The following is a 22,273-nucleotide window of genomic DNA, read 5'->3' as shown; positions in this document are numbered from 1 at the left end:
GCGACGCTTCAGCGTCCGCCCGGGATGAGCACGGCGCCGGTATAGGTCTCGGCGACCTCGCAGAAGGGGATGCCGCCGGCCGAGAGAACCGCCTCGACGGAGAACAGGGGCTCACCGGGGCCCGGCATCGTCATGTCATGCTCCGACGACCACAGCATCGTCAGCGACAGGTTGCGCCGGCTCGGCCCCAGAGGGCGCACGACGTGGCCGAAGGGCGCCTGCGAATTGTCCAGGGCGGCGTTCATCGCCGGCGTGAGGCGCGAGGGCACGTACCAGTTATCGGCCTCCGAGAGGACGTGGCTGCCGCAGGTGAGCCGCACCCGGCGGTAGCGGATCGGCTCGTCCGCTCCCACGGCCAGTCGTTCACGCCGCGCCGTGCCCGGAAGCTTGTCCGGTCCGGGAACGCGCACGGCGACGATCCGCGGATCGGGCGCGAGACCGCGCTCGGCGCACCACGCTTCGAGTACGGCGGTGGCGCTCGGCGCGGCGAGGAGGCGAGCGCTCAAGGTTTCGATCAAGGCGCGCGCCCCTGACCCATTCTGCGCCTCCCGGCTCGTCGCGACGGCGGTATTTCCGGTCGCCTGCGCGCGGGCGCCGCCCGCGTCACCCGGCGGCACGGCGACGCCGAGCGCCGCAAGACCCACCGTCAGCATCCGTGTCGCCGCCCTTTCCATCGCGCAGCGCAATACGTCGCCGGCCCGGAAAGGTCTACCGCGGCGGCGTTTCGTGCCGCGGTTCTTGCCTCGGCGCCGGGGGAATTGTCGATCGTGTTTGAGGCCAGCAGGTTACGCAGGACCCCTCATCCAACTGATCGGAGAACCTCGGCCGCGAAAGCATCCCTTTGCGCCCTGTCATGGGCCGTCAAGCGAGTGTGGTGCCTGAGTTCGAGCGCGTTGTAACGCTCCAAGAGGTCAGGATCGGCGCGCTGGGCTTCCGCTCGGCCGACGCCGGCAGGATGCCGGCGAGCCGAGCAGCACGCTGTGGATGAGGGCGGTCGCGGCCTGCCGCGCCGCTTCCGCATCGTGAGCCGGAACGAACGGCTCCGTTCGGTGCAAAACGTCCCTCGAAGCGCCCATGAGTCTCACCCCACCTCGAAGCTCGTCCACAGCCCGGTGTCGAACCGCTCTAGGACGGTCGCGCTCAGCAGCCAGCGGCCGGGATTGTCGGCGACGAAGGCGATCTGGGCGCTGCGGCCTTCCGGAATCTGCACGGTGTCGAGCCAATAGGGCTCCCAGCCGTCGTCGAGTTGGTGCAGCAGGCGGAAGACGTGCCCGTGCAGGTGCAGGCTCTGGATGAAGCCGGTGTCGTTGCGGATCGTCAGCACCACGACCTGACCGCGCTTGACCGAAAACAGCGGCGCCGCACCCGCCGCACCGCTCGCGCCGTTGACCTGCCAGACCTTGGCCGGATCGCCCTGATAGGGCGTCTCGGCGCCCGGCTTGGCCTTGTCCGGCCGGACGCCGCCGGTCAGCACCAGTTCGCGCCGAAAGGCGCTCTGGAGGCGGATCTCGGCGGGCAGGCGCTTGTTCTCGGGGATCGAGCCGATCGCCGCCCGGCCGGCCTGTGCCACCGGATCGCCCGCGGCGGTCAGGGTCGCCAGCGGCAGGCCGGGGCCGATCAGCGCGGTGATCGTGCCCGCCGGACCGGCCTGGGGCGGCAGGTCGAGCAGAACGTCGTAGCGCGTGCCCGGAGCGAAGGGCAGGGTCGCCTTCAGCGGCTCGAAGGTGTCGGTCGGCTGTCCGTCCACCGCCGCGACATAGGCCTTCAGGCCGTCGAAGCGGATGCGCAGGCTGCGGGCGTTGCAGGCATTGGCCAGACGCAGGCGCAGGCGGCTGCCCGGCCGCGCCTCGATGCCCTGTGGGATCGGACGCCCGTTGAGCGTCACCACGCTGCCCAGTCGCCCGGCCGAGGCGGCGAAGGCGACCTGCCCGAAGGGTTGGAGCGCACCCGCCTCGTCGAGGCGCCAGTCCTGGAGGATCAGCGCGAGATCCTGATCGACCGGGGGCGGGGATGGCTCCTCCACGATCAGCAGGCCGGCGAGACCCCGGCCCGACGGCTCGCTCGATCCGCCGACCACCAGAGGCCGGATCAGGAAACTGCCGGCATCGGGCGGCGTGAACTCGTAGGTGAAGCTCTGGCCGGGTCGGATCGGCTCCTGCGTGACGCCGCCGACGCCGTCCATGGCGTTGCGGTTGCGCACGCCGTGCCAGTGCAGCGAGAGCGGCTTGTCGGTCCCGTTCTCGACCCGCAGCCGCACCGCCTCGCCGAGCTTGACCCGCAGGACCGGCGGCGCCTCCGCCTCGCCGAGACGCCATACCGCGGTCTCGGGCGCGGGTTCGGGCTTCAATCGAATCCGGGCCGGCGCGGCCTTGAGGGGGCTCGGCTCCGGTAGCACCTTCCGGTCGGCTGGGGGCTGGGCGGGCGCCTGGGCCCCCGCAACCCCGGGCATCAGCGCGAGGGCCGCGCTGCCGGCGAGAAGGCCCCGGCGCGAGACGGCGCCCGGCTCGCGCGGGGCCGTCGGGTCTGGCTTTCGCATGGCGTCTGGCGTCCCGGTCCTGATGTGCGGATCGCGTTGTAGACAGCCCCGGCCCCCGCCGCCACCGGGCGCGGCTCGCCGCAAGTTTTTTGCTGCGGGCCCGGACGCACATGCTATAGACGCGCGCTTCGACGGCTCGGGAACCCGAGCCCGTGTCGATGGCGCTCGCGGGCGTGGCGGAACTGGTAGACGCGCTGGATTTAGGTTCCAGTGTCGCAAGACGTGGGGGTTCGAGCCCCTCCGCCCGCACCAAGTCCGCATCAGGATCGGCGCTCTGGAACCCGAATCGGTTCCCGCCGAGGTCCCGCGATTGGGCTGTCCGAATTGGATCAGTCCGAGGCGCTCCGGCACGCGAAGACGAGATTGCGGTTTAGAACAGCGGACGAACGACCATGCAGGTGACCGAGACGACCTCCGAGGGGCTGAAGCGCGAGTTTCAGGTGCTCCTCCCCGCGACCGAGCTTGAGGATCGCCTCAACACCGAGCTCTCGAACATCAAGGGCAAGGTCCAGATCAAGGGCTTCCGCCCCGGCAAGGTGCCGGTCGCCCACCTGCGCAAGGTCTACGGCAAGTCCGTGATGGCCGACGTGCTGCAGAACGCCGTCAACGAGGCCAACCAGCAGATCGTCGCCGACAAGGGCCTCAAGCTCGCCCTCGAGCCGCAGATCGAGTTCCCGAAGGACGAGGAGCAGAACATCATCGAGCGCGCGCTCGATGCCAAGGGCGACCTCGCCTTCAAGGTGAAGCTCGAGGTGCTGCCGAGCTTCGAACTCGCCGACCTCTCCGACGTCTCGATCAAAAAGCTCGTGCTCAAGCCTTCCGACGAGGAGATCAACGAGACCCTGGAGCGCATGGCCAAGGACGGCCGCTCCTTCGAGCCCCGCGAGGAGGGCGCCGAGGCGCAGTCCGGTGACCGCGTCACCATCGACTTCGTCGGCCGCATCGACGGCACCGAGTTCGAGGGCGGCAAGGGCGAGGACGTCGATCTGGAACTCGGCTCCAACACCTTCATCCCCGGCTTCGAGGACCAGCTCGTCGGCGCCAAGGTTGGCGACAGCCGTCTCGTGAAGGTCGCCTTCCCGGCCGACTACCAGGCCGAGCAGCTCGCCGGTAAGGACGCCGAGTTCGACGTGACCGTGAAGGTCGTGGCCGCGCCGGGCGAGAGCAAGATCGACGACGAGCTCGCCAAGCGCTTCGGCATGGACGACCTGGAGAAGCTGAAGGAAGCCGTCTCCAAGGCCGTCGGCGCCGATTACGAGGCCCAGTCGCGCCGCAAGCTCAAGAAGGAGCTGCTCGACGCGCTCGACGGCAAGTACGCCTTCGAGCTGCCCCCGAGCCTCGTCCACCAGGAGTTCGCCGCCGTGTGGGCCCAGGTCGAGCAGGACCTGAAGAACCGCGGCAAGACCTTCGAGGACGAGGGCACCACGGAAGAGGCCGCCCAGACCGATTACCGCAAGATCGCCGAGCGGCGCGTCCGCCTCGGGCTGGTGCTTGCGCAAGTCGGCGAGACCGCCGATATCAAGGTCTCGGACGATGAGGTCAACCAGGCCCTGTTCGCTCGGATCCGGCAGTTCCCGGGTCAGGAGAAGCAGGTCTACGACTTCTACCGCAACAATCCGCAGGCGCTCGCCGAGCTTCGCGCGCCGCTGTTCGAGGAGAAGGTCGTCGACCACGTCCTCGGTCAGGTCCAAGTCGTCGAGGAACCCGTCTCCAAGGAGGCGCTTTTCGCCGAGGACGACGAGGGCAACGCCGCGACCGGCGGGGCCGCGACGGACGAGAAGTCGGGCGAGTCCAAGAAAGAGGCGGCGGCCGAGCAGGCTGCCGGCTGATCGCCACCCACCCCCGGCTCCGTGGGCGGGCGGCGATCTGATCAGGCGGCGTTAACGGCCGCCATGTTCGCTGTAACCCTCCGGTGTCCGAGCGATTCGCTCGGGCCCGGACCCCGGAGCCGAGGGCTGATATGAGAGATCCGGTCGACTACTTCCATAATTCGCTCGTGCCCATGGTGGTCGAGCAGTCGAGCCGCGGCGAGCGAGCGTTCGACATCTATTCGCGGCTGCTGCGCGAGCGGATCATCTTCCTCACGGGTCCCGTCGAGGACCAGGGCGCGTCGCTGATCGTCGCTCAGCTCCTCTTCCTGGAAGCCGAGAACCCGAAGAAGGAAATCTCCTTCTACATCAACTCGCCCGGCGGCGTGGTGACCTCGGGCCTGTCGATCTACGACACGATGCAGTTCATCCGCTGCCCCGTCACGACGCTCTGCGTCGGCCAGGCGGCGTCGATGGGTTCGCTGCTGCTGGCCGCCGGCGAGCCCGGCCACCGCTTCGCCCTGCCCAACGCCCGGATCATGGTGCATCAGCCTTCTGGCGGCTTTCAGGGGCAGGCCACCGACATCCTGATCCATGCCCGCGAGATCGAGGCGCTCAAGAAGCGCCTGAACGAGATCTACGTGAAGCATACCGGCCGCGACTACGAGACGATCCATCAGGCGCTGGAGCGCGACAACTTCATGACCGCCGACGCGGCCAAGGAGTTCGGCCTGATCGACGACATCCTGCACAAGCGCCCCGAGCCGGCCGCCGCCTGACCTGAGCGGAAGAGCGGGCCGCTGCGGCGTGCGGGGCACGCCGCCGCAGGATCAGGGATCATGCGTCCTTTCGGCGCCCGATCCGCCCGCCAGGCCGGTTGATCCCGAGGCGGTCGCGTGATTGCATCGGGATTCGAGCGCCTCAATCCCGACGCATCCGCCCGGTGTGACTGTTTCTTTAGGCGGATGCGCTTACATTCCAAGATCGATGCGCGTGCCCTGCTGGCTGGGGCCGCGCCCGCGAACCGGAGACCGATATGAGCAAGACAGGCGGCAACGACTCGAAGAGCACGCTGTACTGCTCGTTCTGCGGCAAGAGCCAGCACGAGGTTCGCAAGCTCATTGCGGGCCCGACGGTGTTCATCTGCGACGAGTGCGTCGAGTTGTGCATGGACATCATCCGCGAGGAATCGAAGTCCTCGCTGGTGAAGTCCCGCGACGGGGTGCCGACCCCGAAGGAGATCCGGCGGGTCCTCGACGACTACGTCATCGGGCAAGACTTCGCCAAGAAGGTTCTCTCGGTGGCGGTGCACAACCACTACAAGCGGCTCGCGCACGCGACCAAGCACAACGACGTCGAACTCGCCAAATCCAACATCATGCTGATCGGGCCGACGGGCTCGGGCAAGACGCTGCTCGCGCAGACGCTCGCCCGCATCCTCGACGTGCCCTTCACCATGGCCGACGCCACCACGCTCACGGAAGCGGGCTATGTCGGCGAGGACGTCGAGAACATCATCCTCAAGCTGCTCCAGGCCTCCGACTACAACGTCGAGCGGGCGCAGCGCGGCATCGTCTACATCGACGAGATCGACAAGATCTCCCGCAAGTCGGACAATCCCTCGATCACCCGCGACGTGTCGGGCGAGGGCGTGCAGCAGGCGCTCCTGAAGATCATGGAGGGCACCGTGGCCTCCGTGCCTCCGCAGGGCGGCCGCAAGCACCCGCAGCAGGAGTTCCTGCAGGTCGACACCACGAACATCCTGTTCATCTGCGGCGGCGCCTTCGCCGGGCTGGAGCGCATCATCTCCCAGCGCGGCAAGGGCACCTCGATCGGCTTCGGCGCGAGCGTCCAGGCGCCCGATGACCGCCGCACCGGCGAGGTCTTCCGCTCGGTGGAGCCCGAGGATCTGCTGAAGTTCGGCCTCATCCCCGAGTTCGTCGGCCGTCTGCCCGTCCTGGCGACGCTGGAGGATCTCGACGAGGAGGCCCTCAAGAAGATTCTGCAGGAGCCAAAGAACGCGCTGGTCAAGCAGTATCAGCGCCTGTTCGAGATGGAGAACGTCGAGCTGACCTTCCAGGACGAGGCGCTGAGCCTCGTCGCCCGCAAGGCCATCGAGCGCAAGACCGGCGCCCGCGGCCTGCGCTCGATCCTGGAAACCATCCTCCTCGACACGATGTACGACCTGCCCGGCCTCGACTCGGTCGAGCAGGTGGTCATCGGCCCCGAGGTGGTCGAGGGCAAATCGAGGCCGCTCTTCATCCACGGCGACCGCAACAAGGAAGCACCGGCCAGCGTCAGCGCCTGATCGGTCAACCCTGAGGGCCGCCCGGTTTTGAGCCGGCGGCCCTTTTTCGTTCCGGGGGGCGACCGCGCTTGAAAGCGCCCCCCGCAACGACCACTTCAGGCTCAACGCAGGGCCCTACGCTTCATCCCCCAAAAGGTGCGGGCCCGCGCCACCAGCCGCAAACTGTATTCTCCGCTTCCGACCCTTCGCGGCCCGGTCGGCACCTGGCAGGATGCTTGCTCCACGTGAGGAGCGAATGCCCGGCGTCAACACATAAGGGAAGAACCCATGACCCAGTCGAAATCGCGCCAGCCGGTCGTTCCCGGTTCGACGGGCTCCTATGCCGTCCTGCCGCTGCGCGACATCGTCGTTTTCCCGCACATGATCGTGCCCTTGTTCGTGGGCCGCGAGAAGTCGATCCGTGCGCTTGAGGAGGCGGTGCGCTCGGACCGGCACATCCTGCTCGCGACCCAGATCAACGCCAGCGACGACGATCCGGCCACCGATGCCATCTACACGATCGGCACGCTGGCCTCCGTGCTGCAGCTCCTCAAGCTGCCTGACGGCACCGTGAAGGTGCTGGTCGAGGGCGCCGGCCGCGCGCAGATCGAGTCCTTCGTGCGCTCGGACGAGTATTACGAGGCCCAGGCCCTCACGCTCACCGATGATCTCGGCGACCGCGTCGAGGCCGAGGCGCTCGCCCGCTCGGTGATCTCCGAGTTCGAGAACTACGTGAAGCTCAACAAGAAGATCTCGCCCGAGGTCGTCTCCGCCGTCACGCAGATCGACGAGCCCTCCAAGCTCGCCGACACGGTGGGCTCGCACCTCGCGGTCAAGATCGCCGACAAGCAGGCGATCCTCGAGATCCCCACGGTGGCGCAGCGCTTGGAGCGCGTGCTGTCGCTGATGGAGAGCGAGATCTCCGTTCTGCAGGTGGAGAAGCGCATCCGGACCCGCGTCAAGCGGCAGATGGAGAAGACCCAGCGCGAGTACTACCTCAACGAGCAGATGAAGGCGATCCAGAAGGAACTCGGCGACTCCGAGGACGGCCGCGACGAACTGGCCGAACTCGAGGAGAAGATCGAGAAGACCAAGCTGACGAAGGAGGCCCGCGAGAAGGCCACCGCCGAGCTGAAGAAGCTGCGTCAGATGTCGCCGATGTCGGCCGAGGCCACGGTCGTGCGCAACTACCTCGACTGGATGCTCGGTATCCCGTGGGGCAAGCGCTCGAAGATCAAGAAGGACCTCTTGGGCGCCCAGCAGATCCTCGATTCGGATCACTTCGGCCTCGATAAGGTCAAGGACCGGATCGTCGAGTATCTCGCCGTGCAGCAGCGGGCGAACAAGCTCACCGGGCCGATCCTCTGCCTCGTCGGCCCCCCCGGCGTCGGCAAGACTTCGCTCGGCAAGTCGATCGCACGGGCCACGGGCCGCGAGTTCGTCCGGATGTCGCTCGGCGGCGTGCGGGACGAGGCCGAGATCCGTGGTCACCGCCGGACCTATATCGGTTCGATGCCCGGCAAGATCGTCCAGTCGATGCGCAAGGCCAAGACCTCGAACCCGCTCATCCTGCTCGACGAGATCGACAAGATGGGCATGGACTTCCGCGGCGATCCGTCGGCGGCCCTCCTCGAGGTTCTGGATCCGGAGCAGAACGCGACCTTCAACGACCATTACCTCGAGGTCGATTACGATCTGTCGAACGTGATGTTCGTGACGACCGCGAACACGCTCAACATCCCCGGCCCGCTCATGGACCGGATGGAGGTGATCCGCATCGCCGGCTACACCGAGGAGGAGAAGCTCCAGATCGCCCGCCGCCACCTGATCCCCGAGGCGGTCAAGAAGCACGGGCTCACCCCCGACGAGTGGTCGATCACCGACGACGGCCTGATGATGCTCATCCGCCGCTACACGCGGGAGGCGGGCGTCCGCAACCTGGAGCGCGAGATCTCCAACCTGATCCGCAAGGCGGTGAAGGAGATCTTGATCACCAAGGTGAAGCAGGTCGAGGCCAACCCCGAGACGCTGCCGGAATTCCTCGGCCCGCCGAAGTTCCGCTACGGCGAGATCGACGCGGACGATCAGGTCGGCGTGGTGACGGGTCTGGCCTGGACCGAGGTCGGCGGCGAGTTGCTGACGATTGAGGGCGTCATGATGCCCGGCAAGGGCAAGATGACGGTCACGGGCAACCTGCGCGATGTGATGAAGGAGTCGATTTCGGCGGCGGCAAGCTACGTCCGCTCGCGGGCCATCGATTTCGGCATCGAGCCGCCGCTGTTCGAGCGCCGGGACATCCACGTTCACGTTCCCGAAGGGGCGACCCCGAAGGACGGTCCGTCGGCCGGCATCGCCATGGCCACCGCGATCATCTCGACGCTCACCGGCATCCCGGTGCGCCGCGATGTGGCGATGACCGGCGAAGTGACCCTGCGCGGTCGCGTCCTGCCGATCGGCGGCTTGAAGGAGAAGTTGCTCGCGGCGCTGCGCGGCGGCATCAAGACGGTGATGATTCCGGAGGAGAACGCCAAGGACATCGCCGAGGTGCCCGACAGCGTGAAGAACGGTCTGGAGATCATTCCCGTCTCGCGGATGGATCAGGTGCTGCAGCACGCCCTCGTGCGCCAGCCCGAGCCCATCGAGTGGGACGAGCCGCTTCCCTCCAAGACGCCCAAGCGCGACGAGGACGGCGCGGCGGTGATCGCCCACTGAGGACGATCCTCACCGCACTCTGACAGAGCCCCCGGAGCCCCGCTCCGGGGGCTTTTTCACGCCGGGATCGCGCCGGGAGCGCGCCCTGGCCTTGCGCAGCCGCGCGCCGTTCCGTAACGCTGCACGGCACCGGTTCGGGCGGTTAGCTCAGTTGGTAGAGCGTCTCCTTTACACGGAGAGGGTCGGGGGTTCGAGTCCCTCACCGCCCACCATATTTTCCAGTGACTTAACGGCATCATCGAGGCAGCCTGCTTCCCATTTCTCAGCAGTGGGAAGCACATGGGAAGCTTCTGTGTAAGACGTTATCTGCTGCGGGGTTGGAACTTCGGCGACCCTGTCAGGCGAGCGAACCTTTTTTTTCAGTGACGCTGACACAGGCCCCTGGCTTCGCGCTCTTCGATGGTTCTTTCTCTCGCAAATCGGCGAAGGTTACGCCTCGCGATGCAGTGCGGTTTGCTGACGAAGGCTGACGGTGCCGTAGAAGCCGATGAAACGTACATCGGCGGCGCGGCCAGAAACATGCACGCCGCCAAGCGCAAGGCGAAGATCAAGGGCACGGGCGGCGTCGGTAAGGCCATCGTCATGGGCGTGCTGGAACGCAGCGGGTCGGAGGATTAGATTAGCCGCGTCCGCGCGCGCGCCATTGAAAGCACCAAGAAGGCCGTCTCACGGGCAAGCCAATTACGGGCGCCACGTACACCCGGCAGGAGCACGGCCCGTGCCCGCGCACCATCATGCCTGTGCGCGTGGCCCTGCAAGACGAAGGCGCAATCCGCGTCACGCAAGAGGGCAGCCTGACCCGGTTCGTCGCCTTGACTGTGTCCGTGGCAGCGAAGCGAGATGGCGCCGAGGTCCAGCCGGATGCTCCCGGCTGCTGGATGCGTTCGCCACGTCAGGCACCTCAGACGACCGTGGTGATCGCGCCGGGCGGATGTGCCAGGAGTGTCGCGAGGAGGCTCAGCCCGTACCGCAAGGTCTCGGCGTCCGACGCCGCCCCCAGGGAGATACGGATGGCCTCGGGTGCTGGTCCGACGGAGAAGGCATCACTCACGACGACCGACAGCCCGAGCTGACGCGCATGCGCACCGAACTCTCCGCGACGCCATAGCTCCGGAAGCCGGAGCCAGAGATGATGCCCGTAGGGATGTGCCCGGACGTCGAGACCTTGTAGCGTCTCCCGGACAACCGCCTGCCGGAGTCCGTTCTCCTGCCGGATGGCGGCCACGATCGCATCGAGCTCGCCGTCCGCAATCCATCGCGAGGCGAGCGCGGCGGTGAGCGGCGAGGCCATCATGTTGATGGCCCGCAGTTCCGCAGCGAGCCGGACAGCCTCGTTGGTGCCCGGAACCGCGACGTAGGCGATGCGCAGGCCCGGGCTAACGCACTTGGACAGCGTCGCGACGTGCCAGGTGATATCCCCGGCGAGGGACGCGATGGGAGCAGGAGCATCCGGCGGCAACGCGCCGTACGCGTCGTCCTCAATGATCGCGACGCCGTGCGAGCGCGCGACCTCGGCGATCTGCTCACGACGGGCCATCGGCAGCGTCGCGGTTGTCGGATTGTCGAGCGTTGGCACCACATACAGGGCTCTCGGTCGATCGGCCTTGCAGCTTTCGAGGAACGCTTCCGGGTCGAGTCCGTCCTCGTCGCAGGCCACCGGAACGAGGCGAATGCCACGGCGCTCGGCGGCCATGCGCAGACCGGGATAGGTCAGGGCAGGCACGCAGAGTGCATCTCCCGGCTTGAAAATGACGGCGAGCACGGCGGCGAGGACGACCTGGGCACCTCCTCCCACGAGGACGCGGCGCACCGGAAGAGGCCCGAGCCGTCGGCCGAGCCACTGCGCCGCCGCGGCCCGGTCAGCCATGTTCCCGGCGCTATCCTGGTACTGCATCCGGTCGAGAAAGCCCGGCGAACCGGCAAGGCGAGACAGGCCCGTCTCCATACGCTCCGCCAGACGCGCCACGATCGGCTGGGGCGGCATGTTCATGCTGAAGTCGACGCTCCCGGACGGGTCCGGCCTGCGTATTTCCGTGGGGTTGGGCGCGTGTCCACGAACGAAGCTGCCCCTGCCGGTCGTGGCATCGATCAAGCCCGTCCGGCGTGCCTCGTTGAAGGCGCGCGTGACTGTGGTGAGGTCGACATTGAGTTGCTTGGCCAGAGCGCGCTGCGGCGGCAGGCGTGCGCCCGGCGGAAGGCGGCCGGTGCGGATGTCCTCGGCCAGCGCTTTGACGATGGCGCGGTATTTCGGCCCTGTGTCGCCAGAGATTGTCGGGCTCCATGTCTCCATCGTTGACCCCTGTGCTCGCAACGATGTATGCATACATGGTTCCTAAAGACCGTACGAGATCTGATGTCGTAGATCAAATCTCGCACGACCAAATGAGTTGTGCCCGCATTGTATGGCTTTTTGTGCCATACATTTAGGTCGTGCAAGGCGCAACTTTTATGCCGCTCGATATAGCGGGTGGGTCAGGAAAGTGGACGATGCAAAGGACGACCGATCAATCGATGCTGTCCGTCGGGCTGCGTTGCCGCTGTCCACGCTGCGGCGAAGGGCGCTTGTTCGATGGTTTCATCACCCTGAAGCCGCGCTGCGAGGCGTGCGGCCTCGACTACAGCTTCGCTGATCCAGCGGATGGGCCGGCCTTCTTCATCATGATGACGATGGCCTTCCCCGTCACAGCCTTCGGCATTTGGCTGGAATTGGCTTACGATCCGCCGCTCTGGATCCATGCGGTCGTGACACTCCCGCTGCTCCTGCTGGCCTGCGTGCCCGTCATCCGGCCGCTCAAGGGGCTCTTCGTCGCCAGCCAGTACATCAACAAGGCCGGAGAAGGCCGCCTCGCGGCTCCGGCAGCACCCAACGCGGGTCCGACGACCAGAAACTGATCTTATCGCTTCTCCGCGCGGGCCCGAATAGGCTCGCGCCAGCGGCGTGACTGTTTGCACCCCGTGCTGTTCTCAGGCCCTTGGTCCGGCACCCGTGCCACCCCATACCGGGATCGACGATCCGAACGACCGGCCGCTCACGCTCTTCGACTTTCGGATCCGACCTTTCCACGGCTCAATGCTGCCGCCGTGCCGTAGCATCCAATGTGGCCGGTCTTGAACAGGTCGATTCAGTCTTCAGTCCGCCCTGCAGTCACGCCAATTCCGGAAGGACCCGGTTCGGGTAGCCGCACCGTGGCGGCGGCCTGGGCGGCGAGGCCCTCAGCCCGCCCGACGAAGCCGAGCTTCTCCGTGGTCGTCGCCTTGATCGACACCGAGGCGATTGGCACGCCGGCCACCTCGGCGATGCGGGCGCGGATCGCTTCGCGGTGCTGGCCGATGCGCGGCGCCTCCGCCAGCACGGTCACGTCGAGATGGTCGATCTTGCCACCGCGCGCCCGCACCAATTCGCAGGCATGGGCTAGGAACTGGTCGGAGGCCGCCCCGCGCCACTTCTCGTCGGAGGGCGGGAAATGCGTGCCGATATCGCCGTCAGCGATGGCGCCGAGCAGCGCATCGGTGAGCGCGTGGAGGGCCACGTCGCCGTCGGAATGGGCGAGCACGCCGCGATCAGCCGGGATCTTCACGCCGCCGAGCCAGACATGGTCGCCCTCCGTGAAGGCGTGAACGTCGAAGCCGGTGCCGAGGCGGGTCACGAATTTTGTCAAATCAAGTGCCTTCCAAGCGCGACACCGCCGTCTGTCGGCATTCGCAGATGATCTCGTCCGGTGTCGGAACGGATTGAAGAAGTTGCAACGGCTCGCTGGAGCAAGCGCTCTGCCGAGAAGGGTTCCCTTCCATTCTCGGCGCGACCGGCGGTAGGCGACCGGCGAATGCTGTCGGTCCTCCCGCCGGCCGCCAAGCACGCTCTTTCGGCGTCGGTCAGGTGGCGGAACTTGCCCTTCTTCACATCACCGAGACGGAGGCCGCCGACCGCGACGCGCACGAGCCGAAGCACCTCGGCCCCGTTGAGCGCCATCATGCGTCGGATCTGACGGTTCCGGCCTTCGCTCAGGACGACTTCGAGCCAGGCGTTGCGCTCCCCGACACGCAGTGGTGCCACCGATTTAGCGGCAAGCCGCTCCCCATCATGCACCGCGCCTTCTCGCAACCCGGTCAGCAAGGCCTCGTCCGGCGTGCGGTCGATCTGCACATGGTAGACCTTGTCGACGTTGGAGGCTGGATCGAGAAGACGATGCGCCCACCGCGTATCGTTGGTCATGAGCAGCAAGCCCTCACTCGCGCAGTCCAGTCGGCCGACCGGCGCGAGGAACGGCAAGTCGTGTCCCGCGAGACAGTCGTAGACCGTCTTGCGGCCTTGAGGGTCGCCATAGGTCGTGAGCAAGCCGCGCGGCTTGTTCAGCAGCAGGTACACCTTTGCAGCGGAGACGAGCCGGCGGCCATCGACGCAGATCACGGCGCGCTGGGGATCCACGCGCACGCTCGCGCTGCAGACCACACGGCCGTCGACGCGGACCCGCCCGCTCTCGATCAGAACCTCCGCCAAGCGTCGTGAGCAAAAGCCGAATTTCGAGAGAACGCGCGGCAGACTGACGGGAGGGGGGCTCGAGTGAGCTGCGAACCTCCCCCGCGCGCGGTTCTGCGAGCCGGGAGTGGAAAGGGACATATCGAGCGCTTCAGCTTGTGAAGAATGGCTGCGTCCCGTGCGCCTCAATCGCGCTCGCGAGCCGGGCCAGCGCGTGGACGTAGGCTGCGCTTCGGAGAGTCAGGTTGCGCTCTTGCGCCAAGCGCCAGATGGCGTCGCCCTCACGCTCCATCGTCGTCCGCAATCGCGCATGCACGTCGTCGATCGGCCAGTAGTAGCCCTGCCGGTTCTGGACCCACTCGAAGTACGAGACCGTGACCCCGCCTGCATTCGCCAGGATGTCCGGCAGGACCACGATGCCGCGACGGCCGAGGATCGCATCCGCTTCCGGCGTCAGGGGGCCGTTCGCCAGTTCGAGGACGACGCCGGCCTTGACCCGGGCGGCGTTGCCCTCGTGGATCATGTCCTCCAAAGCGGCCGGAACGAGCAGGTCGCAGTCCACGGCGACGAGGTCGTCGCTGGCCAGAGCCGAGACGCCCGCGGAGCCGGCGATTGCCGTCACGCTGCCGCCCCGCTTCGCCCGGACGGCAGCGCGCGGATCGATGCCGTCCGAGCAATAGGCCGCTCCGCGCGAATCGGAGATCGCCACGATCTTGTGCCCGTCCTCGGCAAGGAGGCGGGCGATGTGCTGCCCAGCGTTGCCGAAGCCTTGCACCGCGACGCGCGCCCGAGACGGCAGGCCCAGACGCTCCTTGAGATGCCGGACCAGGTAGTAGCCGCCGCGTGCGGTGGCGTCCTCACGCCCGAGCGAGCCGCCGAGCGCCATCGGCTTGCCGGTAATCACGGCGGGGGCAGGCTCGCCGATGATCGAGGCGTATTCGTCGGCCATCCACCCCATGACCATGGAATTCGTGTAGACATCCGGCGCGGGGATGTCGCGGTCGGGCCCGATGACCTTGGCGAAGGCCTGGATGTAGGCGCGGGAAAGCCGCTCCAGCTCGGTTTTTGACAGAGTGCGAGGGTCGACGCGAACCGCACCTTTTCCACCGCCATAGGGCAGATCCATCACGGCGCATTTGAACGTCATCCAGAACGCGAGCGTCTCCACTTCCTCAGCCGTCGCCTCTGGATGAAAGCGGATGCCCCCCTTCGTCGGTCCGCGCGTGTCGTCGTAGCGGCAGCGCCAAGCCATGAACGATTTCCGTGATCCGTCATCCATGCGGATCATCAGTCGGACTTTGGTCGTCTCACGAGGGTACTTGAGTTTCTCCAACACATCCGCATCGAGATCGAGATGCCGCGCGGCATCGTCCAGGCGTACCAACGCCTGATCGAAGATCTTCGCATCCTGCATTTTCGGGATTCCCTTTTACTTTAGCTTCGCAAGCCTTCCAGGCCGCAAAATGTGCTCGATCAGTCTCGGGCGTTGACCCGATTCGCATTCTCTGGCCGGCCCAGCATCTCTTCGCCGGAAGGTGCTCTAGAGCTGTCGTTGTTCCTGGGCGAAGGCCCAGTCGAGCCAGGGGGTGAGCGCCGCGAGGTCGGAAGCCTCGACGGTGGCCCCGCACCAGATGCGCAGGCCGGCCGGTGCATCGCGGTAGGCGCCGAAGTCGAAGGCGACGCCCTCGCTCTCCAGCCGCGTGACGATGCCGGCGGCAACCTTCTTGACCACGGCGTCGCCCTTGGCGAGCACGTCCGGGTCGGTGATCACGAGGCACACGCCCGTGTTCGAGTAGGTCGCCGGGTCCACCGCGAGGTGGCCGATCCAGGGGGTGCGCGCCACCCAGTCATGGATCACCCGCGCATTGGCCTCCGCCCGCGCATGGAGCGCGTCGAGCCCTCCGATGCTCTCGGCCCATTTCAGGGTGTCGAGGTAATCCTCGACCGCCAGCATCGAGGGCGTGTTGATGGTCTCGCCCTTGAAGATGCCCTCGATCAGCTTGCCGCCCTTGGTCAGGCGGAACACCTTCGGGATCGGCCAGGCCGGCGTGTGACTCTCGAGGCGCGCCACGGCGCGGGGCGAGAGGATCAGCATGCCGTGCGCGGCCTCGCCGCCCATCACCTTCTGCCAGGAATAGGTGACGACATCGAGCTTGTCCCACGGCAGCGGCATCGCGAAGGCAGCCGAGGTCGCGTCGCAGATGGTGACGCCCTCGCGGTCGTCGGCGATCCAGTCGGCGTGCGGGACCTTCACGCCGGCGGTGGTGCCGTTCCAGGTGAAGACGACGTCGTTGTTCTTGGTGTCGATCGCATCGAGCTTGGGCAGGATGCCGTGCTCGCCGACATGCACCTTCGGGTCGATTCGGAGTTCCTTGAGCGCGTCGGTGACCCACTCGGCACCGAAGGAATCCCAGGCCATCACCTCGACGGGCTTCGGGCCGAGCATCGACCACATCGCCATCTCGACGGCGCCGGTATCGGAGCCGGGGACGATGCCGATGCGGTAATCGGCGGGGATGCGCAGAACCTTGCGGGTCAGCTCGATGGCTTCGGCGAGCTTGGCCTTGCCGACAGCCGAGCGGTGCGAGCGGCCGAGCGCGGCACCGGAGAGGGCATCGAGGCTCCAGCCGGGACGCTTGGTCGTGGGGCCGGACGAGAAATAGGGCACGCGCGGGCGCGCGGCGGGGCGATCCGGCATGGCATCCGGCCGGCCGATCCCGGTGAGAACGTTGCCGGCATTGCCGGAGGCTTGGCCCGAAGAGAGGTCACAGCACGAATGCATTAGTTTGCCTCGATTGCGAGACGCGACGCCTCGTTACCGGACCGGATCGCGCCCTCGATGCAGGCTGGCAGGCCTGTGTCGGTCCAGTCACCGGCGATGAAGAGGTTCCGCAACCTCGTTCGACTCTGCGCGCGGCTGCGGGCCCCCGCGGGCGTGGCCGCGAATGTTGCCCGCTTCTCGCGGATGATCCGCCAGGATGGAGGAGTGGCCGCGAAGTCGCTGCGATAGGGACGCGAGACGGCGCCGATTTCGGTCCAGACACGTTGAGCCAGATCGCAGGAGGCTGTGCCAACCAAATCGGTACCGCTGATCGTCACCGAGATGCGATCGGAATAGGTGAAGATCCAATCCGACAATCCGTTCACGACACCCATCATGCGTGGCATTTCGGCCGGACCGCGCGCACGGAAGTGCACATTGACGATCCCTCGATCTTCCGGCGGGACCCTCAATTCGGGCATGACACTGGACGCGGCCTTCGGAGTGACCGCAAGGATCACCCGATCACCTGATTTCAGCCGCGTCGTCTCTTGCTCGAACACAAGACCGGCGACGTCGTTATCGTCGAAGATGAAGCGGCGGAGGCGATTGTTGTAGCGGAATACCGCACCTCGCTCCTTCAAGTACTTCAGCGCCGGATCGATGAAGGCCGTCGAAAGCCCCTTGGTGGCGATGAGAGGTTTGCACGCGCGTCCGCCCGCGCCGACAGTTTCCCGCAGCACCTTCGCTGCGATGACGGCGTCCGCATCCCGCGGATCGATGTTGAGCGCGGCCAGAAGGACTGGGCGCCATAACCGCTCGTAGAGCAGCCCCTCGCAGGCGAGGACATCCGACACCTTCGTGCCAGGTTCAGCCGAAAGGAGACGGAGGATCGACGCGTAGTCGGTGACGTGGCTTTCCGGAACGCGTCGGCGCGAATCCAGCACCCACCACGGAACACGGCTGCGGTTGAGACGCAGCGTCCACCGTAGTCCGGCTGCGAGATCGACGAACGGAAATTCGGCCTTTTCATGTTCGACGACGGCATTGCTGTCGCCGATCCGGCTCAGGAAGGCAACCGTCGCGCGGTTACCGGAAAGGCCGAGATGATTGCCGTTGTCGATCGTCATCCCGAGCTGCGGATCGTGATAGGATCTGCAGCGGCCACCGGCATGGCCGGCAGCCTCGTGGATGATCACCGGATATCCGGCATCGACGAGCTCGACGGCCGCGCAGAGCCCGGACAGGCCGGCGCCCACGATGTGAACGGCGTTCGACAATGCGTCGCTACCGAACGAGCACGTTGCGGAACTGCCAGGGGTCGCTCGGGTCGATGTCCTCCGGGAACAGGCCGGGGCGGTCGGTGAGCGGGGTCCAGTCGGTGTACACGCCCACGACCGGGCCGAGATACGGCGTCTGCACTTCCAGGCAGCGGCGGAAGTCGATCTCGTCGGCTTCGACGATGCCGGCCTCCGGGTTCTCCAGGGCCCAGACCATGCCGGCGAGCACGGCGCTCGTCACCTGAAGGCCGGTCGCGTTCTGGTAGGGGGCGATCCGCCGGGTCTCCTCGATGGAGAGCTGCGAGCCGTACCAGTAGGCGTTCTTCTTATGCCCGTAGAGGAGGACGCCGAGTTCGTCGATGCCGTCGACGATCTCGTTCTCGTCGAGGATGTGCTGGTGCTCCTGCACCTTGCCGGCATTGCCCCACATCTCGTGCAGCGAGAGCACGGCGTCGTTGGCCGGGTGGTAGGCGTAGTGGCAGGTCGGACGGTAGACCGCCTCGTTACCCTCGCGGACCGTGTAGTAGTCCGCGATCGAGATCGCCTCGTTGTGGGTCACGAGGAAGCCGAACTGCGCCTGCGCGGTCGGCGTCCAGGAGCGCACGCGGGTGTCGGCGCCGGGCTGGAGCAGGAAGATCGCGCAGCGCGAGCCCTTGGTCTGCTCCTGGGCATTGGCGGGCTTCCAGGTCTCGTGCGTGCCCCAGCCGAGCTCGGCCGGCTGGTTGCCCTCGGAGACGAAGCCCTCGACCGACCAGGTGTTGACGAACACGCCCTGGGGCTTGGGGTTCTTGGCGCGCTGGGTGTCGCGTTCGGCGATGTGGATGCCCTTGACGCCGAGTTCGCGCATGAGCGCGGCCCATTCCTCGCGGGTCTTCGGCTCAGGGGTCGAGGAGCCGGTGTCCTTGGCGACGTTGAGCAGCGCCTGCTTGACGAACCACGAGACCATGCCGGGGTTTGCACCGCAGCACGACACCGCGGTCGTGCCGCCGGGGCTCGCGGCGCGCGCATCCAGAATGCGGTTTCGTAAAGCGTAGTTCGTCCTCTCCGCCTGGTTGGCTCCGGCGTCGAAGTAGAAGCCGGTCCAGGGCTCGGCGACCGTGTCGATGTAGAGCGCGCCGAGTTCGCGGCAGAGTTCGAGGATGTCGCGCGAGGAGGTGTCGACCGACAGGTTCACGCAGAAGCCCTGGCCGCCGCCCTCGGTGAGGAGCGGGGTGAGGACGTCGCGGTAGTTCTCCTTGGTGAGCGCGACCTTCTCGAAGCGCAGCCCGTGCTTGTCGGCGAGATCCTTATGGGTGTCGACGGGATCGATGACCGTGAAGCGGCTCTTGTCGTACTCGAAATGGCGCTCGATGAGGGGCAGGGTGCCCCGGCCGATCGAGCCGAAGCCGATCATCACGATCGGGCCGGTAATGCGGCCATGCACGGGCCAACGGCTCTCAGTCATCACTCAAAGTCCTGTGGGGGTGAGGTTTTTGCAAAGCTGCAGCCGCGATTATGCGGCCGACATTAGAGCTGATCGGCTACCGGCACCGGCAGCGAAGACCAGCGGAGAAGACGATCGAATGGCCTGGGCGGCACGGCGTCATCCGTGGACCGCGGCGGTCCGACATCTGCGATTTCGACGACATGCTCGCGTCCCGTGGCGTTGTCGCGATACGGCATGCGGTCTCCTCTCCTGAGACCGAGCATCGCCACCCCGAGCGGGCTTGCAGCAGAGATTTCTTCTACCGAGTCGACCGCGCTGCTTGGATGCGCAAGACGACGCGCATGGACCGTCGGCTCATCGTCGAGCCGATAGCTCACTCGACAAGTGACGGCCACGACCCCTCCCAGCGGTGGGGGAGCAGCGAAAGTCACCGCACGGTCGAGTTCCGAGAGAAGAAAGTCAGCATCAGGATCGCCGCGCTGATACGCTGTAAGACCAAAAGCGACGAGACGATCGAAGTCGTAGGTTGGAAGCGTAATCGGAGGAAGTTTCCGAACTGCGCCCATTCTGACACCTCACAGCATGACCGCTCCGCACGGCCAAGCCGCGCAGAGTGGCTGACGGCGCAGCCCGTTCGGGACCTGCGCGTCGAAAAGGACGAAGTGCTGGAGATCTATCCCTGGAGCGGGCCGCGCCTTGTCAGGCCGGCCAGGCGCCAGGGCTTAAGAGCCTGCTTGCAGGCTGCCCGCACGCCCTAGAAGGCGAATGCTTTGGAGACGGTTCGGCATAATCTAACGGAGCATAGGCTAAGCCATGCGGCTGTCAAGTAGGCCAAGAGAGATGTTTCTGCGGTGCCGGATCGCCTCAATTGCCTTGTGCCAGCGAATTGACAAGATCATCAACTTCGCTGATGCTTCGAAAATCATGTGCAACCCTATCACCCTCAACCGTGTCCTGCTTCGGGCAGGTAGCCTGATCGCAGGCGAGTAGCCCCAGGCCGGCGGCGCATCAGCGTACGCAGAGCTTGGGGATTGCGCGAGGGTTTTGCCGAGACGCTGTCGGCTGCAGCGGCAAGAGCGCATGACAACCACCACACCAAATCCTTCGTCCGGCATGTGAAGCGAACGCGTCCTTCGCGTCGACAAACATGCGCTGGCTGCCGGATAGGCAGCTCTGATGCAGTAGCGGAGCGGGATCTATGGATGCCCCTGAGCGCGATCCGGAGCTTCGTCCTACGGGCGACGCAGGTGAGACGGCGACGAAACGAGAACAGTCCACCCCCTTGCACGACGTAGCACCGCGTTCACGCACCGTGCTTCCGTTTTCGCGCAGAAATTACCCGTATTCGCCGAGCTCAGCAAAAAGCGAAAATGATCTCCTGCTTCCTCCAGAAGTCGGGGACGATCCAGGCTTGAGTGCAGCGTAGTACGACAACGACCTAAATAGGATCGAAGAAGTTGACAAAAGTTTCCCTCGCTGCGGCGAAGCCGCGCATCAAGATGACGGCCGACGACCACGAACGTTTGTCGCGACTGGCGGCAAGCGCCATGGATCGCGCGCCGGAAGTCGTTTCATTTCTTTCGTACGAACTTGACCGGGTTCAGATCGTCCGGGGCGGGGCCGCTCAAGGCGATTTCGCACGCATGGGCAGCCGGGTGGACTTCCGCGACAATTCGACGGGCAGGATGCAATCCGTGACGCTAGTCTACCCTGGAGAGGCTGACATCGAGCAGGGCAAGGTTTCCATCCTGACTCCGATTGGCGCAGCCCTGATCGGCTTGAGTGAGGGTCAGTCCATCGATTGGGCCACCCGGACGGGCGAGACCCGACGCCTGACCGTGCTCGCGGTTCGCGAGGCTGCTTTCGCCTGAAACGGCATGCGGATCGGCTCTATCGACGAACGATCCTGCGTGTCCTGTTCCAGCCCGACGAGGTAGCCCTCGGTGGCGAGTGCGTCTGCGTCCGCGATCGGCATGCGAACGCATAGCCCCGCGTGATGGGCTCGGCGGTACGTCAAGACGCGACAGGACTGCGTGAAGTTCTGGGTGAGATCGAGCTGACGGAAAACATCGCGCTGCGGCAGCAGTCGTCCATGCTTACGCCGTTGCGGGAGTTGAAGGAGCGTGGTGTGGGGATCGCTTTTGACGACTTCGGAACGGGTTTCGCCTCGTTGACGGCGCTCAGGGACTTCCCCGTAACCCGCCTGAAGATCGACCGCAGCTTCATCATGAAGCTGGCGCCCGGCAGCAACGACGCCGCCATTGTAGAGGCAGTTCTGACGCTTGCTCGTAGCCTTGGGCTCGAAGTCATCGCCGAAGGCATCGAGACGGAGGCACAGGAGGCCTTCCTCGCCTCGCGCGGCTGTGACGAGGGCCAAGGCTACCGCTACGGCAAACCGATGGATCCCGCCGCCTTCCTCGCAGCTGCGACCGCCTCGCGGAATGCCATCATACGCCGGTCTCAGCCGCGCATGAGGATCATTGAGTCACACCCTGTCTTAGAGTGTGCTGCAACGCACGCAATTGGTAGCAAGCTAACAAACATGTGAGCGTTGTCTGGCATCTCGGCCGCAAACGAGAGGGAGAGGGCCGGTGTTAACCGACCGCCGAAGGAGCAGCCGCCCAGGAAACTCTTAGGCACCCGGACCGCTCGTTCGTTCGCCACTCTGGAAAGTGGAGCTCGCGCTCTCGCCGATGGTGTAAGCCGAAGGCCTTCGAGGCGCAGGCGAAGCTATCAGGACGATGAAAGCCTCGTTCCTGTTCTTCGCCGTCATGCCTTGAGGGGCGTCGAAGAGGCGATGTAGGCAAGCTCACCGGCGGGCGAAGATCGCTACAGCGGTCGCCGCCGCGGCGGCGGCGAGGTAGGCCTCGATCACCGAAGGTGTCCCGAATTGCTCAAGCCATCGCGCCGTGCCCAGCACCAGCAGCATGACGGCGATGGCCATGACCCGAGCGGCGATGATCCTCATCGAGCCTCCTCCGCCGAA

The 22,273-nt window shown here is 66.1% G+C and carries 18 protein-coding genes, 2 tRNA genes, 1 pseudogene and 1 riboswitch; of the genes and pseudogenes, 10 read left to right on the top strand and 11 right to left on the bottom strand.

Going from position 1 to position 22,273, the window contains the following annotated elements:
• Positions 1-8: 8 nt before the first annotated feature.
• Complete coding sequence (locus BY998_RS08970) at positions 9-653, bottom strand: hypothetical protein (protein ID WP_110351295.1); 645 nt, start codon at positions 651-653, stop codon at positions 9-11.
• 428 nt (positions 654-1,081) lie between these two features.
• Positions 1,082-2,536, bottom strand: a complete 1,455-nt coding sequence (locus tag BY998_RS08965; RefSeq protein WP_110351294.1) for a multicopper oxidase family protein — start codon at positions 2,534-2,536, stop codon at positions 1,082-1,084.
• Positions 2,537-2,703: 167 nt separating this feature from the next.
• Here BY998_RS08965 and BY998_RS08960 point away from each other — a divergent pair.
• The 7 genes from BY998_RS08960 to BY998_RS08930 all read left to right on the top strand — a co-directional run bounded on the left by BY998_RS08960 (position 2,704) and on the right by BY998_RS08930 (position 9,961).
• Positions 2,704-2,788: transfer RNA gene (locus BY998_RS08960), tRNA-Leu, on the top strand.
• Between the two features lie 140 nt (positions 2,789-2,928).
• Positions 2,929-4,365 carry a trigger factor gene (tig, locus tag BY998_RS08955; protein ID WP_110351293.1) on the top strand — a complete coding sequence of 479 codons (1,437 nt, stop codon included), beginning with the start codon at positions 2,929-2,931 and terminating at the stop codon, positions 4,363-4,365.
• Positions 4,366-4,496: 131 nt separating this feature from the next.
• Positions 4,497-5,123, top strand: a complete 627-nt coding sequence (locus BY998_RS08950) for an ATP-dependent Clp protease proteolytic subunit (protein ID WP_108940305.1) — start codon at positions 4,497-4,499, stop codon at positions 5,121-5,123.
• A gap of 257 nt (positions 5,124-5,380) precedes the next feature.
• Positions 5,381-6,652 (top strand): ATP-dependent Clp protease ATP-binding subunit ClpX, encoded by a 1,272-nt coding sequence (clpX, locus tag BY998_RS08945; RefSeq protein ID WP_060769918.1) that lies wholly within the window; start codon positions 5,381-5,383, stop codon positions 6,650-6,652.
• A gap of 267 nt (positions 6,653-6,919) precedes the next feature.
• The gene (gene lon / locus BY998_RS08940; protein WP_110351292.1) at positions 6,920-9,343 is read left to right on the top strand and encodes an endopeptidase La; all 2,424 of its coding nucleotides are present in this window, start codon (positions 6,920-6,922) and stop codon (positions 9,341-9,343) included.
• 136 nt (positions 9,344-9,479) lie between these two features.
• Positions 9,480-9,555: transfer RNA gene (locus tag BY998_RS08935), tRNA-Val, on the top strand.
• A gap of 241 nt (positions 9,556-9,796) precedes the next feature.
• A complete protein-coding gene (locus BY998_RS08930; protein WP_181425466.1) occupies positions 9,797-9,961 on the top strand; it encodes a transposase in 165 nt (54 codons plus the stop codon).
• Positions 9,962-10,244: 283 nt separating this feature from the next.
• Here BY998_RS08930 and BY998_RS08925 read toward each other — a convergent pair whose 3' ends face one another.
• A complete protein-coding gene (locus BY998_RS08925) occupies positions 10,245-11,633 on the bottom strand; it encodes a PLP-dependent aminotransferase family protein (RefSeq protein WP_110351290.1) in 1,389 nt (462 codons plus the stop codon).
• 197 nt (positions 11,634-11,830) lie between these two features.
• Between BY998_RS08925 and BY998_RS08920 the strand changes: the two genes are divergently transcribed.
• Positions 11,831-12,235: a DUF983 domain-containing protein gene (locus BY998_RS08920; RefSeq protein WP_056499003.1), complete on the top strand. Its 405-nt coding sequence runs from the start codon at positions 11,831-11,833 to the stop codon at positions 12,233-12,235.
• 230 nt (positions 12,236-12,465) lie between these two features.
• Here the strand turns inward: BY998_RS08920 and ispF are convergent.
• The 7 genes and pseudogenes from ispF to BY998_RS08885 all read right to left on the bottom strand — a co-directional run.
• Positions 12,466-12,984: pseudogene (ispF, locus tag BY998_RS08915) on the bottom strand (2-C-methyl-D-erythritol 2,4-cyclodiphosphate synthase); the annotation flags it as partial.
• Positions 12,985-12,998: 14 nt separating this feature from the next.
• Positions 12,999-13,961, bottom strand: coding sequence for a pseudouridine synthase (locus BY998_RS08910; RefSeq protein ID WP_056498999.1), 963 nt, complete (start codon positions 13,959-13,961; stop codon positions 12,999-13,001).
• A 10-nt stretch (positions 13,962-13,971) separates the two neighbouring features.
• A complete protein-coding gene (locus tag BY998_RS08905; RefSeq protein ID WP_056498996.1) occupies positions 13,972-15,234 on the bottom strand; it encodes a Glu/Leu/Phe/Val dehydrogenase in 1,263 nt (420 codons plus the stop codon).
• A 126-nt stretch (positions 15,235-15,360) separates the two neighbouring features.
• Positions 15,361-16,518, bottom strand: a complete 1,158-nt coding sequence (locus BY998_RS08900) for a phosphoserine transaminase (protein WP_110351494.1) — start codon at positions 16,516-16,518, stop codon at positions 15,361-15,363.
• A gap of 83 nt (positions 16,519-16,601) precedes the next feature.
• Positions 16,602-17,861, bottom strand: coding sequence for a hydroxysqualene dehydroxylase HpnE (gene hpnE, locus BY998_RS08895; protein ID WP_110351289.1), 1,260 nt, complete (start codon positions 17,859-17,861; stop codon positions 16,602-16,604).
• A 7-nt stretch (positions 17,862-17,868) separates the two neighbouring features.
• Entirely contained in the window at positions 17,869-19,305 is a 1,437-nt protein-coding gene (locus BY998_RS08890; RefSeq protein ID WP_110351288.1) for a homospermidine synthase, read from the bottom strand.
• A 62-nt stretch (positions 19,306-19,367) separates the two neighbouring features.
• The gene (locus tag BY998_RS08885; protein WP_110351287.1) at positions 19,368-19,853 is read right to left on the bottom strand and encodes a GreA/GreB family elongation factor; all 486 of its coding nucleotides are present in this window, start codon (positions 19,851-19,853) and stop codon (positions 19,368-19,370) included.
• An 891-nt stretch (positions 19,854-20,744) separates the two neighbouring features.
• On the opposite strand from BY998_RS08885, the gene rnk reads away from it, so the two are divergent.
• On the top strand, positions 20,745-21,158 hold the full coding sequence (gene rnk, locus BY998_RS08880; protein ID WP_110351286.1) for a nucleoside diphosphate kinase regulator: 414 nt from the start codon (positions 20,745-20,747) through the stop codon (positions 21,156-21,158).
• A gap of 125 nt (positions 21,159-21,283) precedes the next feature.
• Positions 21,284-21,835 (top strand): EAL domain-containing protein, encoded by a 552-nt coding sequence (locus tag BY998_RS08875; RefSeq protein ID WP_110351285.1) that lies wholly within the window; start codon positions 21,284-21,286, stop codon positions 21,833-21,835.
• Positions 21,836-21,855: 20 nt separating this feature from the next.
• A riboswitch (glycine riboswitch) is annotated at positions 21,856-21,945 on the top strand.
• A gap of 151 nt (positions 21,946-22,096) precedes the next feature.
• Here the strand turns inward: BY998_RS08875 and BY998_RS24280 are convergent.
• Positions 22,097-22,255: a hypothetical protein gene (locus BY998_RS24280; RefSeq protein WP_173390167.1), complete on the bottom strand. Its 159-nt coding sequence runs from the start codon at positions 22,253-22,255 to the stop codon at positions 22,097-22,099.
• Positions 22,256-22,273 lie beyond the last annotated feature (18 nt).

The organism is Methylobacterium sp. B4 (assembly GCF_003201865.1).
Lineage (GTDB): Bacteria > Pseudomonadota > Alphaproteobacteria > Rhizobiales > Beijerinckiaceae > Methylobacterium.
The sequence above is the reverse complement of the archived record's forward strand: the minus strand, read 5'-3'. Positions and strand labels throughout refer to the sequence as shown.